This is a genomic window from Nonomuraea sp. NPDC049624 (genome assembly GCF_040675255.1).
GTDB lineage: Bacteria > Actinomycetota > Actinomycetes > Streptosporangiales > Streptosporangiaceae > Nonomuraea.
Map to the genome: position 1 here is coordinate 1,182,472 of NZ_JBFAOR010000001.1, position 12,669 is coordinate 1,195,140.

Sequence of the window (12,669 nt, forward strand, 5' to 3'; positions counted from 1 at the left end):
AGTAGCGTAATCCCGGACAGCAGCATTTCGCAACCCGAGTATCGAAACTCCGCTATCGCGGCAGCAACGCCCACACGACCCGCTCCCCGGCCCTGTCCTGGTAGGTCCCCCACAGTCCGGCGGTCAGCTCGTGCACCAGCCGGAGTCCGCGTCCCGACTCGTCCTTGTACGCCGGCACGCGGGGACGTGGAACGAGACCGTTGCGGCCCGGATCGGTCACGGCCACGAACCCCGTCTCGGGGGCGAGGGACAGCCGGACCCACTGTGCCGCCGCGTGCTGCAACGCGTTCGTGACCAGCTCCGAGGCGATCAGCCGCAGGTCGTCCAGGGCGTGGTGATCCGCCCCCAGCCACGCCGCCAGTTCGGTACGCGCCAGCCGGGGCAACATCGCCGGGTCGTCGAGCTCGCCGACCGTCCACACCTTGACGCCCGCATGCAGGGAACTGGACATGATCACCTCCGGGATGGGCGTACAGGCAGAGGTCGCGTGTACGCGGGTTCTCAGGATGCGGTTGATTCGGCTGACCAGCCTCCGGGATCGGCCGTACAGTTCCTTACAGTGAGTACGCCATGGCTCAGCGTGAACGGTTGCGGGAAGGGCGTGACATGCCGAAGGAAGAAGAAGCGGAAGCGTGGGCCGAGTACGCCAGACGCCTGCGTGCCTTCCGTACGGACCATGGCTTGAGCCAGGAGCGTCTGGCGGACCGGCTGGCCTACAGCGAGAGCGCGGTCGGGCACGTGGAACGTCTCCTGCGCAAGCCGAGCGAGGACTTCACCCGCGAAGTGGAGAAGGCCCTCGGCCTCAAGGGCCAGTTGACGGAGCTGCTGCCGCAGATCCACGGCGCGCTGGGCCCGCGCTGGTTCCGCGAGTGGCCCAAGGTCGAGGCGGCGGCCCACACCATCAGGACGTCGGAGCCCATGCTGATCCCCGGCCTGCTCCAGACGGAGGGCTACGCCAGACATGTGTTCCTGGGCGAGCCAGGGGTCGTGGAGCAGGAGGCCGAGGAGGCCGTACAGTTCCGGCTGCACCGGCAATCCGTCTTCAGCCGCGCGTCCCCGCCCATGTACTCGGCCCTCGTGGACGAGAGCGTCCTGCATCGGCCGGTCGGCGGCCCGGAAGTGATGAGAGAGCAGCTTGCCAAGCTGCTCGACGTGCTCAACCCGCCCTACGTCACGCTCAGGATCATCCCGTTGAAGGCGGGGCTCACCGTGGGGTGTCTTGGAGCCTTCGAAGTGGCCACCCTCCTGGAGGGAGGCCCCGATCACGCCTACCTGGAAAGCGCCGAGGAGGGGCGGGTGACCAATCGCGCCAGGACGGTTCAAGCGCTTATCGTGCGATGGGAGGCCCTGTCCGGCATGGCGTATCCCGTGGACAGGAGCCGCGAGATCATCTGTGAGGTGATGGAGAGCAATGAGTGACGCGAGCGGTCTCCGTACGGGCGTATGGGTCAAGGCGACGGCGTCGGGGGGAAACGGCGGGAGCTGTGTCGAGGTGATGCGGCGGGCGGATGACGGCGTTCTCGTCAGGGACACCAAGGACCGAGGTGAAGGCCCGGTTCTGGCCTTCACCCGGGACGAATGGCTCGCCTTCCTCGACGGTGCCGCCAAGGGGGAGTTCGACCTGTCCTGAGCCCGTCAGGAGGCGTACATCACCGACAGGAAGCGGAGCAGGAGGGCTTCCCTGGTCTCGGCGGGGAGGGCGTCGAGGACCGCGTTGACCGTCGCCATCCCCGGCTGGCCAGCGCCCGGACGCAGGTCCACGCCCACCGAGGCGGCCAGTTCGGCGAAGGTCGCGTCGTCCAGGGCGTCCAGGTCGAGGCCGGCGATCAGTTCGACCAGGCCGTCCGGCACCGCCGCGGGGCCGCGACGGCGGGCCTCCGCAGCCGCCTCCGCGATCACCCGCAGCATCGCCTCCACGCCGTTCAGCGTCACGCCGGTGACCGTGACGTGCAGGTTCGCGGGGATCCCTGCGTAGGAGAGCTGCGGCTGCAGGAACCAGCCGCGCTCGCGGGCCGCGTCGGCCAGCACGAACACGTCGAGGTCGTCGCCGGCGAAGGCCACCAGCGAGGACTCGGGCGCGCCCAGGACCCGCAGGCCGGGGATCGCGGCGATGCCCTCCCTGAGCCGGGCCGCCGCCTTGAGGGTGGCGCGGCCGAGCTCCACGTAGCCCTCCCGGCCGAGCGCCTGGAGCGTGGCCCACGCGCCGCCGAGCGGCCCGGCCGACCTGGAGCTCTGCACGGTGGCGTTGATGATCGTGTAGCCGGGCCAGGCGGCCGAGGCGAAGTACGCCCTGCGCCGCGTCGCCGGGTCGGCGAACAGCACCACCGAGGCGCCCTTCGGCGCGTAGCCGAACTTGTGCAGGTCGCAGGAGAGCGACGTGACCCCCGGCACCGACAGGTCGAACGGCGGCACGTCGGCCCCCGCCTCCCGCAGCCAGGGCAGCAGCCAGCCGCCCACGCACGCGTCCACGTGGCAGGGCACGCCCGCCTCCGCCGCCACGGCGGCGACCTGCGCGACCGGGTCGATCACGCCCTGCGGGTACGACGGCGCCGAGACCACCACCAGGACCGTGTCCTCGTCGATCGCCGCCGCGACGTCCTCCACCCGAACCTTGTACGTCTCCAGGTCCACCGGCACGGCCTTGACCCGCAGGCCCAGGTAGTGGGCCGCCTTGTGGAAGGCCGGATGGGCGGTCACCGGCAGCACGAGGTTGGCGCCGGGCCGCCCGGCCGCGTCCCGCGCCGCCTTGACCGCCAGCATGATCGACTCGGTGCCGCCGCTGGTGAAGACGCCGTGGCCGCCGCCGAGCAGGTCGGCGACCGCGCCCACGACCTGCTTCTCCATCTCGACGATGCTCGGGAACGCCGTCGGGTCCAGGCAGTTGACCTCCAGCATCTCGGCGTACGCGCGGGCCGCCGCCTCGTGCACCTCGGGCCGTCCGGTGTCGTAGACGTACGCGGTCACCTGCCCGCCCCGCACCGGCAGGTCGTGCTGTTTCATCCTGGCCACCTCGGACAGCAGGTCCTCGGCGGTTCTTCCGGACAGGGGGAGGGTCACACGGTCTCCTTGGCGGGGGCGGGGGCGGGGTCGAGGGCGAGCCTGCCGTAGCGGACCACGAACGGCAGGCTGATCAGCATGAGCGCGGCGGGCAGCGCGGTGAAGCCGAGCAGCAGCCCGGTCAGCGCGCCGGCCGGCTGGGCGACGGGTGACTCCACGGGCGCGGAGACGAACCCCGACAGCGCCAGGACCAGCGCGAACAGGCCGGGGCCGAGCGCGAGCCCGGCGGTCTCGCCGGCCGTCCACAGGCCGGTGAACGCGCCGGCCTGGGCGTGGCCGGTACGGGCGGCGTCGGCGTGCACGGTGTCGGGCAGCAGCGACAGCGGCAGCAGTTGCAGCGCGGCGTAGCAGACCCCGGCCAGCGCGGTCAGCGCCAGCGTGGCGGCCAGGCTGCCCGCCGCGATGGCGGGGACCAGGGCGAGCGCCACGGCGGCGAACCCGGCCGAGGCGGCCAGGTAGCAGCGCACGGTCCCGTACGCGCGGGCCAGGCGGGCCCAGGCCGGCACGGCGAGCATGCTCGGGCCCACCAGGCAGACGAACATCACCGAGGTCAGCCCGTAGTCGCCCAGCCGGTACGAGGCCACGTACGGGGCGCCCGCCAGCATCACCGCCACCCCGAGCGCCTGCGTGACGAACGCCGCCAGCAGCGCGAAGAACGGCCGGTTGCCCCGGGCCAGCCGGAAGGCCGCCGCCGGGCCGAGCTGCCGGGGCCCCGGACGCGACGACACCCACCGCGTGCCCAGCGTGGCGGCCACCAGGGCGGCGGCCATGACCAGGCCGATCGCGACGCCCATGACCGCGTACCCCGGACGGCCGCCGCCCGCCAGGTCCACCACGGCGGGGGCCAGGCCGCCCGCGACCAGGATGCCGACGGTCAGGCAGACCACCCGCCACGACATGATCCTGGTCCGCTCGGCCGGGCTCGCCGACATCTCGGCCGGCAGCGCCACGTACGGCACCTGGAAACTCGCGAAGGCGGTCGCGGCCAGCAGGAACGCCACCCCGGACCAGGCGGCCCCCGTGATGCCGCCCGTGACGCCGCTGGGCACGGCGAACATCAGCGCGAACGTCACCGGCAGCGTGGCCGCGCCCACCGCCAGCAGCCGCGTCCGGCGGCCGGTGCGCACGGCCTCGCGGTCGCTGGCGGCCCCGACGAGCGGGTTGAGCAGCACGTCCCAGATCTTCGGCGCGACCAGGACGGCCCCCGCGACGGCGGCGGGCACGCCCAGCATGTCGGTCAGGTAGTAGAGCAGCAGCAGGCCGGGCACGGCGGAGAACACGCCGGTGCCGACCGAGCCGACGCCGTAGCCGAGCAGCCGTCCGCGACCGAGCCGGCCGATGTCCGCCGCGGTCATCGCGGGTCGCCGGGCAGGGGGTTTCTGGGCAGGGGGTTTCCGGGCAGGGGGTTTCCGGAGGCGCCAGGCAGAGGGCTTTCGGGGGTGTCGGGTAGGGCGGTTCGCGGGGCGTCTGGAAGGGTTCGCGGGTCGCCGGGGAGGGCGAGGGTGCGGTGGAGGGTGAGGTGGAGGTGGGCGCGGAAGCGGCGCAGCGCGGCCCGGTCGCCCGCGCCCCTGCGGTGGCCCTCGGCGTCGAGCACGCCGCCCTTGGCGAAGCCGTGGATCGACCAGATGACCGTCCACATGGTGTACTCCAGGTCGACCGTGCCGTCGATCACGCCGGCCTCGACCGCCGGGCGCAGCGCGCCGGTGACGGCGGAGACCAGGGGCTGGACGTACTGGCGTTCCAGCTCGGTGATGTCGCTCGCGTCGGAGAGCCAGCGGTGCATCCACAGCGCGGGGATCTCGGGGTTGTCCGCGCAGAAGTCGAGGTAGTCGTCCACCAGGCGGTGGATGGCGGCGACCGGGTCGTCACCGGGCAGACGGGCGAGCGCCTTGTCCAGCGCCGCCTTCTCCGCCCGGTGCGCACGTTCCATGACCGCCAGGTACAGCTCCCGCTTGCCGCCCACGTGGTAGTTGACGGTGGCGATGTTCATCCCCGCCGCGTCGGCGATCTGGCGCGTGGAGGTGCCGTCGTAGCCGAGCGCGGCGAAGAGCTGGGTGGCCGCCTTGAGGATCACGGCCGGCTGTCCGCTGTCGGCAGGTCTCATACGACCGACCGTAGTTCCGTCCCGTCCCCTTGGTCAATCGCTTGATGGAGACGGTTTACGGTCAGTCCGGAGCCCAGTACTTGACGAGGACCTTGTCCAGGTGCGCCACCACCGGCTTCCACGTGCGGGGCAGCGTGTACCGCGTGGCGTGGTGGCCCTTGTGGGTCAGCGTGTACTTGAGGAAGTCCGCGCCCTGCGGCGGGCGTTCGGACCGGCCGATCCTCAGCTCCTTCAGGTAGCTGCGCAGCTGGCGGTGTTCCCTGGCCGTGAGGCACCTGGTCACCACCGGCCCGGTACGGCGGCTGAGCCGGAAGCAGCCGTCGGTGTAGACCGTCACGCGGTTCAGCAGCCCCGCGAAGCCGCCCTCCTCGCGCAGGTCGACCAGCACCTTCCGCTGCGTGGTCACCGCCTCGGCGGGCAGCGCGGAGGCCGTGACGGCCAGCGCGAGCGCCGGCAGAAGCACGATTCGCCAGATCTTCATACCTCTATGACGTACGGGAGCCCCGAACGGCTCACTTCCCGAGCCCCGCGTCGCGGGCGCGGACGATGGCCTCGGCCCGGTCGGCGACGTGGAGCTTGGCGAAGATGTTGGAGACGTTGTTGCGCACGGTCTTCGGCGACAGGAACAGGGCCGAGGCGATCTGCGCGTTCGAGCGGCCGGCCGCCACCAGCGACAGGATCTCCCGCTCGCGCGGCGTCAGCTGCGGGAAGACCGGGTCGCCCGAGGCCGCGGCGGCCCCCTGGAAGAACTCGGCGACGCGCAGCGCCACCGCCGGGCCGAAGATCGCCTCGCCGTGCGCGACCGCGGTGATCGCCCGGACGATCTCGCCCTGGCCCGCGCCCTTGAGCAGGTAGCCGCGGGCCCCCGCGCGCATCGCGGCGAACAGCGTGGCGTCCTCCTCCGACATGGTCAGCACGACGACCGCGACGTGCGGGCTGTCGGCCACGATCCGCCTGGTGGCCTCGATGCCGTCGAGCCCCGGCATGCGGACGTCCATCACCACGACGTCCGGCTGGAGGTCGGCGGCGCGCTCGACCGCCTCGGGGCCGTCGGCGGCGGTTCCGGCCACCTCGATGCCCGGGATCGAGCCCAGCAGCAGCGCGAGCCCGTCGCGGTAGACCGGGTGGTCGTCGGCCAGCAGGACCCTGATCGGCTCCTGGTCAGACATCGGCCGCCTCCACCCGCGTCGGCTCCCGGCTGGACATCGGCTCCCGGCTAGACATCGGCGGCCTCCACCCGCAGCGGCAGGCGGGCCAGGACCAGGGTGCCGCCGCCGGGCGGGCAGCTCACCCGGCAGTCGCCGCCCAGCTCGGCCGCGCGCTCGCGCAGCGAGAGCATGCCCACGCCCGCCGCCACGTCGGGGCCGATGCCCGAGCCGTCGTCGCGTACCGACACCTCAAGCGCCCCCTCCCGCGCGGTGAGCGTGATGTCGCAGCGTGCCGCGCCCGCGTGCCTGGCCACGTTGGCCAGCGCTTCGGACACGATACGGTAGGCCGCCACCTCCACCGCCGCGGGCAGCGGCCCCAGCGCCCCCAGCGTCCCCGGCGCTCCCGGCGCTTCCGGCGGGCCGTCGCCGGTGACGCGGACGTCCAGGGCGGCCGTGCGGAACCGGCCGGCCTGCTGCTCGATCGCGCGCAGCAGGCCCAGCTCGTCGAGCGCGGGCGGGCGCAGGTCGTGGACCAGCCTGCGCACGTCCGCCAGCACCCCGCCGACCTCGGCGGCCGTCTGCTCCAGGATGCGGTCGGCCTGCTCGGGCGCGCCGGCGGCCAGGTTGCGGGCCGCCTCGATGCGCAGCGCCACCGCGCCCAGGCTCGGGCCGAGCCCGTCGTGCAGGTCGCGCCGGAGCCTGCGGCGCTCCTCCTCGCGGGCCAGCACCAGCCGGGCGCGGATGCGCTGCAGGTCGGTGCTCAGCTCGACGGCCCGCGCCGCGGCGGCGGCCTGGCGGACGAGGTCGCCGAGCAGCCGCTGGTCCCGCTCGGTCAGATCGGTACGGCACAACACCAGCCGCCCCACGGTCTCGCCCCGGTAGGCCACGGGCAACGACACCGACGGCCCGCGCGGCGACCCGTGCTCCACCACGGAACGTTCGCCGCCCGGCCGCTCGATCTCCACCCGCACGTAGGCCAGCCGGAACGCCTCCGCCAGCGTCGTGGCCACCGCCAGCAGCTGCTCGTCCGGGTCCGTGGCCAGCTCCAGCCGCTCGGCCAGCGTCGAGACCGCGGCGTACGGGTCATCCCTGGAGCCGCGCACCAGCCGGCGCACCGCCCGCCAGAGCCAGGTGCGCAGCGGGGCGTACAGGACGGCGACGATCGCGATGGCGGCCAGGGCCGAGTCCCGTTCCCCGAGGACGCTGCCCACGAGCGTGAACACCACCACGTCCATGACCACCACGAGCGCGGCGAGCAGGCCGTAGGCCACGGTGGCCGACAGCAGCCGGTCGATGTCGTACAGGCGGTACTTGGTCACCGCCACCACCACGGCCGCGGCGGTGAACGCGATGGCCAGCGTCAGCAGCGCCGCCGGGATCTGCGGGGACAACGACAGCGGCAGCAGGAGCACGATCATGTCGACCAGCGCGGCCCACATCAACCAGCGGATCTGGGCCCGCCGCTCGGCGTCGGCGACCACGTACCTGCGCACCATCGACGCGAACGGCACCACCAGGCTCACCAGGACGGACGCGTACGCCAGCGCCAGCGCCGGCTCCCAGAACCCGTACGGCAGGTCCACGGACAGGAAGTCGAGGCCGAGCCGCGCGATCTCCGGCGGCATCACCCGGTCGTGGTAACGCTCCATCACCGCCGTCGGCGCGGTCACCAGCAGGGCCGTGAGCAGCCCGGTCAGCACGAGGCTCGTCACCGACAACGCGCGCCACACCCGCCCCGGCGGCAGCCGGCCGTCCGGGAACAGCAGGATCAGCAGCGGCAGCCCGAGCAGCAGCGACGCCCCGAACCGCGAGTAGGACCAGTACGCCGCCGCGGCCCCCGGCAGGCCGGGTGAGACGTAGGCGGCGTACGTCGCCCAGCTCCCCGTCAGCCCGTCCAGCAGCCACAGCAGCCCGAACACCGCCAGGACCCAGGCCACCGGATGCCGCGGCAGCCGGCGCAGCAGCAGCGCGCCGGGGATGAGCTGCGCCAGCCCGGTCAGCGCGGCCGGCCACCCGGGCTCCAGCTCGGACGTGGGCGGCAACCGCACGTCCGAGGCGGCCACGTCCAGCGCCACCGTGGCGACCGCGATCCCGGCCCCGGCCACGGCGACCCCGACGGCCCACCACCCGCGCGCCGCGGCGGCGGGGGACGTCGCTGCCGCCAGAGGGGCGGAAGGTCCGGTTTGTGTCACGGGACGTATTACACCCGACGCCGTGTCCTGGTGTCCCGGGACAGGGGTCCCGTCAGAGGCGGGACCGGTGGCTCTGCCGGCCCGGGGCGGCCCGCCGGAAACCTGGAGGCACGACATCCCCGCAAGGAGAGAGGACCTCCCGTGGACGGCAAGATCACCACCACCCCGGCCAGGGCCCGCACCGACGTGCCCGCCGGCCCGCCCCCGACCGCAGACGCCGCCCTGGCCCCGGCCGCCGTCCGCAGGCTCGGTCTCGCGCTGAGCGCCGGCACGCTCGCCTGGACCGCTAGCATCTTCGTCTACGGCACGCAGGCCCAGGGGTTCGGCGAGCGCGTCGGCGACCTGACCGGCCTGCTCTTCCAGCTCGGCCTCTTCGCCCTGCTCGCCGTGCAGATCCCGACCCGCGCGACGGGCACGTCCGGCTTCGCCAGGATGATGCTCAAGGTCGAGCTGGTGCTGCTCGGGGTGGCCAGTGTCTGGTCCCTGCTGCACGGCGTCCTGCCCGACGACCTCCAGGACGGGCCGGTGATGCAGGTGCTCGACGTGTTCTGGCCGGTGTCCATGCTGGGCATGATGGCCATCGGCATCAAGATCGCCTTCGCCGGGCGCTGGCGCGGGGCGCTGCGGTGGTGGCCGCTCGTCGCCGAGAGCTGGGCCGTGGTGACGGTGCCGGCGTACATCGTGTTCGGCGAGTCGATCTCGAACTGGATCGGCGGCATCCACCTGGTCGTGGGGTACGCCACCCTCGGCGCGCTGCTCGCGCTGCGTCCGCGGCTGACCTCCTAGGCCTGCGGCGTGAGCGGCAGGACGGCGGTCACCTCGGTGCCGCCGCCCGCCCGGGGGCCGATCGCGCAGGTGCCGCCGATCTCGGCCGCCCGCTCGCGCATCGACGTCAGCCCCACGCCCGGCGACGGCTCGCCGGGCAGGCCGGTGCCGTCGTCGGCGACCGACACCCGCAGTTCCCCGGCCTCCCGCCGCAACGTGACCAGCGCCGACGTGGCCTGGGCGTGGCGGCGCACGTTCGTCAGCGCCTCCTGCACGATCCGGTACGCGGCCGTCTCGACCGCCGCCGGCAACCCTTCGAGGACCCCGTCGGACCCGGCGGGCAGCCCTTCGGACCCGTCGGCGGCCGGCGGCACGGTGACCTCGACCCGGGGGCCCGGGGCCTGGCCGAAGGCGCGCAGGGCGCCGGCCAGGCCCAGCTCGTCCAGCACCGGCGGGCGCAGGCCGTCCACCAGCTCGCGCACCGACATCAGCGTGCTGGTCATCTCCTCGCGCACCCGGACCAGCAGCTCCTCCACCGACTCGGGGTCGCGCTCCAGCCGCCGCCGCGCCTCGTCCAGGGTCATCGTCACGCTGGTCAGAGTGGGGCCGAGCCCGTCGTGCAGCTCCCTGCCCAGCCGGCGCCGCTCCTCGTCGCGGGTGGCGCTGATCCGCTCGTGGGAGTCGCGCAGGTCGGTGCTCAGCCGTACGGCGTGCGCCAGCTCGGCCAGGTGCTTGGCCATGACGTCCAGCGGCTCGCGGCCCGGCCGCGCCCCGGCGATCCGCAGCCGCCCGACCGGCTCGCCGTGCCAGGTCAGCTCGACGGACCGAGGCCGGGCGCCCAGCTCGCCGTCCACGAACGACAGCGCGGGCTCGCCCGGCACCTCCACGCCCACCCCGCGGGCGACCAGGGACGTGCGCACGACGGAGATCGCCTCGGCCAGCGCCCCCGCCGGGTCACCGGCCCCCTGCACGGTACGGCTGAGCAGATCGGCCGCCCGGTACGGGTCGCGTTCCACGTTGAACAGCCGGTCCACCGAGCGCTGGAGGCGCAGGCGCACGGGATGGAAGGCCGCGCCGGTGACCATCGCGGAGGCGAGCCCGGCCGCCGCGCCGTAGCCGTCGGCCAGGCTGTTGGACGTCCAGATGAGCGCCGAGTACGTGAGGCCGGCCCCGACCGCGAGCGTGCCGTACACCAGCGTGCGGTTGAGGATGAGCCGGATGCCGTAGAGCTGGTGGCGCAGCACGGCGGCGATGATCGCGATGGGGATGCCCGCGGCCAGGAAGACCCGTACGGCGATGATGAAGGTGTCCTGGTTGCCCGCGCTGGCGATCCAGTAGCCGACGAAGATCACCATGGCGTAGAAGTACCAGATGATCTGGCGGCGCACCTCGGGCGTCGCCGCCCGGTACCTGAAGCCCAGCGAGACCACGCCGAGCAGGCACAGCAGGATCATCGGGGGCCCGATCCACGACTCCACGACCTCGGGGACCCTGCCCAGCGCCGCCACCCCGAACGGGTTGCCCACCGGCACCCCGAGCTCGAACGACGGGTCGGGGGACAGGCCGAGCAGCAGCGAGTGCCCGGCCATGAGCACCAGATTGCCGTAGAGCACCGGCCGCCAGCGCCGCGACGGCAGCCGCCCGTCCGGGAAGAGCAGCGGCATGATGCCCGTGAACGCGGGCACCGGCAGCAGCCACAGCCAGATGGCCGGCCAGGCGACGTAGGGCAGGAGCGGGCCGGGCGCGTGGAAGTACATCCAGCCGGTCAGCGCGAACAGCAGCGAGTACGCCGACCAGACCACGCCCGTCGCCCACATGAGCCACGGGATCAGCAGCCGGGGCCGCCTGCTGATCAGGAACGCGCCGGCGAGCGGGAACATCAGCCCGATCGGGTCGAGCCCCTGCGTATCGGCCAGCCCGCCGAGCTGCGCCGCCAGCACCGCCGCCGTCACCACGGCCGCGAGCGAGGCCACGGCCGCCGTCCACACGACCGCCAGCACGAGCCGCCGCCGCCACACCCGCGCGCGGCCGGGCCCGTTCGCGCCGGGCCCGTTCGCGCCGGGCCCGTTCGCGCCGGGCCCGTTCGCGCCGGGCCCGTTCGCGCCGGGGCCGTCCGCGCCGGGACCGGGGTCGTCGTGGTCGGCAGGGGTCATCGTGGCTCCTTGACCGGCAGTTCCGCGACGACCTCGGTGCCGCCGCCGGGGCGCACGTCCAGCCGGCACACGCCGCCCACCTCCTCGGCCCGCCCGCGCATCAGGGCGGCCCCCTGGCGGCGCTGCTCGGGCAGCCCGATCCCGTCGTCGGACACCGTCAGCCGGAGCCCGGCGCGCCGCTCCACCCTGATCAGGGCGGTGGTGGCGCGGGCGTGCCGGCGCACGTTCGCCACCGCCTCATGTGCGATCTTGTACGCCGCCACCTCCACCGCGGCCGGCAGGTCGGCCAGCGAGCCCGAGACCACCACGTCCACCCTCGGGCCGGGCGCGTCGGCGAGCAGCCGTAAGGCGCCCTCCAGGCCGAGCTCGTCCAGTCCGGCGCCGTCGAGCGCGGGCGGACGCAGGCCGTACACCAGGTCGCGGACGTCCACGATGGCCTCGGTCATCTGCCTGCGTGCCGTGCTGAGCAGGGGCTCGACCGAGCCGGGGTCGCTGGCCAGGCTGAGCCGGGCCTGGTCGACGCTCATCGCCAGGTTCGTCAGCGCCGGTCCGAGGCCGTCGTGCAGGTTGCGGCGGAGTTCGCGGCGTTCCTCCTCGCGGGTGACCAGCATGCGTTCGCGCGAGCGCTGCAGGTCGGCGCTGAGCCGTACGGCGTGGGCGACCTCGGCGAGCTGCCTGGCCAGCATGTCCAGCAGCGCCCGGTCGCGCGGCTCGCCGCTGACCGACAACCAGCCCATCGACTTGCCGTGCCAGACCAGGCGTTCGACCGAGGGGGCCGGGCCCATCTCCCCGGCGATGACGCTGCGCACCCGTCCGCCGGGCAGGACGACCTCCACCGCGACGCCGGTCGCCCCCAGGGCCAGCCGGACGGCGTGGGCCGCCGACGCCAGGGCCTCGGCCGGCCCCCTGGCCTCCTGCACGCTCCGGCTCACCCGGTCGGCCAGCCGGTACGGGTCGCGCTCCCACCGGAACAGCCGGTCCGCCGCGTTCTGCAGGCGCAGCCGTACGGGCTGGAACAGCGCGCCCGCGGCCAGCGCCGCGATCAGGTCGGACCACGAGCCGAACAGGCCGTCGAGCGCGCCGACCCCGAAGTAGACGGCGCCGACCACGGCGGTCAGCGCGAGGTAGACCAGGGCGCGGTTGAGCAGGAGGAGGGTCCGCTCGCGTCCGCGCAGCCCGGACAGGACCGCTGCCTTGACGAGCAGCGGTCTGACCGCTCTGAGCAGCATCCGCTGGGCTTTTTTCGCCAT

General features: G+C 73.9%; 12 protein-coding genes. 3 read left to right on the forward strand and 9 right to left on the reverse strand.

Going from position 1 to position 12,669, the window contains the following annotated elements; genetic code table 11:
* Positions 1–52 precede the first annotated feature (52 nt).
* On the reverse strand, positions 53–451 hold the full coding sequence (locus AB0J76_RS06110; RefSeq protein ID WP_352320674.1) for an ATP-binding protein: 399 nt from the start codon (positions 449–451) through the stop codon (positions 53–55).
* Between the two features lie 119 nt (positions 452–570).
* Here AB0J76_RS06110 and AB0J76_RS06115 point away from each other — a divergent pair, with 119 nt between their 5' ends.
* Both AB0J76_RS06115 and AB0J76_RS06120 read left to right on the forward strand, forming a co-directional pair.
* Positions 571–1,419 carry a helix-turn-helix transcriptional regulator gene (locus tag AB0J76_RS06115; protein ID WP_352320672.1) on the forward strand — a complete coding sequence of 283 codons (849 nt, stop codon included), beginning with the start codon at positions 571–573 and terminating at the stop codon, positions 1,417–1,419.
* Positions 1,412–1,630 carry a DUF397 domain-containing protein gene (locus AB0J76_RS06120; protein WP_352320670.1) on the forward strand — a complete coding sequence of 73 codons (219 nt, stop codon included), beginning with the start codon at positions 1,412–1,414 and terminating at the stop codon, positions 1,628–1,630. The genes AB0J76_RS06115 and AB0J76_RS06120 overlap by 8 nt, the downstream gene beginning before the upstream one ends.
* Before the next feature lie 5 nt (positions 1,631–1,635).
* Here AB0J76_RS06120 and AB0J76_RS06125 read toward each other — a convergent pair whose 3' ends face one another.
* The 6 genes from AB0J76_RS06125 to AB0J76_RS06150 form a co-directional block, all read right to left on the reverse strand.
* Positions 1,636–3,057, reverse strand: a complete 1,422-nt coding sequence (locus tag AB0J76_RS06125) for an aspartate aminotransferase family protein (RefSeq protein ID WP_352320668.1) — start codon at positions 3,055–3,057, stop codon at positions 1,636–1,638.
* A complete protein-coding gene (locus AB0J76_RS06130) occupies positions 3,054–4,412 on the reverse strand; it encodes an MFS transporter (RefSeq protein WP_352320666.1) in 1,359 nt (452 codons plus the stop codon). The genes AB0J76_RS06125 and AB0J76_RS06130 overlap by 4 nt, the downstream gene beginning before the upstream one ends.
* Positions 4,409–5,161 carry a TetR/AcrR family transcriptional regulator gene (locus AB0J76_RS06135; RefSeq protein WP_352320664.1) on the reverse strand — a complete coding sequence of 251 codons (753 nt, stop codon included), beginning with the start codon at positions 5,159–5,161 and terminating at the stop codon, positions 4,409–4,411. Before AB0J76_RS06135 ends, AB0J76_RS06130 begins: the two co-directional genes overlap by 4 nt.
* Positions 5,162–5,222: 61 nt before the next feature.
* Positions 5,223–5,642: a hypothetical protein gene (locus tag AB0J76_RS06140; protein ID WP_352320662.1), complete on the reverse strand. Its 420-nt coding sequence runs from the start codon at positions 5,640–5,642 to the stop codon at positions 5,223–5,225.
* A 31-nt stretch (positions 5,643–5,673) separates the two neighbouring features.
* Positions 5,674–6,330: a response regulator transcription factor gene (locus AB0J76_RS06145; RefSeq protein ID WP_352320660.1), complete on the reverse strand. Its 657-nt coding sequence runs from the start codon at positions 6,328–6,330 to the stop codon at positions 5,674–5,676.
* Positions 6,331–6,377: 47 nt separating this feature from the next.
* On the reverse strand, positions 6,378–8,501 hold the full coding sequence (locus AB0J76_RS06150) for a sensor histidine kinase (protein WP_352320658.1): 2,124 nt from the start codon (positions 8,499–8,501) through the stop codon (positions 6,378–6,380).
* 141 nt (positions 8,502–8,642) lie between these two features.
* On the opposite strand from AB0J76_RS06150, the gene AB0J76_RS06155 reads away from it, so the two are divergent.
* On the forward strand, positions 8,643–9,287 hold the full coding sequence (locus AB0J76_RS06155; RefSeq protein ID WP_352320656.1) for a hypothetical protein: 645 nt from the start codon (positions 8,643–8,645) through the stop codon (positions 9,285–9,287).
* Here AB0J76_RS06155 and AB0J76_RS06160 read toward each other — a convergent pair.
* Together AB0J76_RS06160 and AB0J76_RS06165 are read right to left on the reverse strand one after the other, a co-directional pair.
* Positions 9,284–11,419, reverse strand: coding sequence for a sensor histidine kinase (locus AB0J76_RS06160; RefSeq protein ID WP_364388925.1), 2,136 nt, complete (start codon positions 11,417–11,419; stop codon positions 9,284–9,286). The two genes, AB0J76_RS06155 and AB0J76_RS06160, sit on opposite strands and share 4 nt — an antisense overlap.
* Positions 11,416–12,669, reverse strand: a complete 1,254-nt coding sequence (locus tag AB0J76_RS06165; protein ID WP_352320652.1) for a histidine kinase — start codon at positions 12,667–12,669, stop codon at positions 11,416–11,418. Before AB0J76_RS06165 ends, AB0J76_RS06160 begins: the two co-directional genes overlap by 4 nt.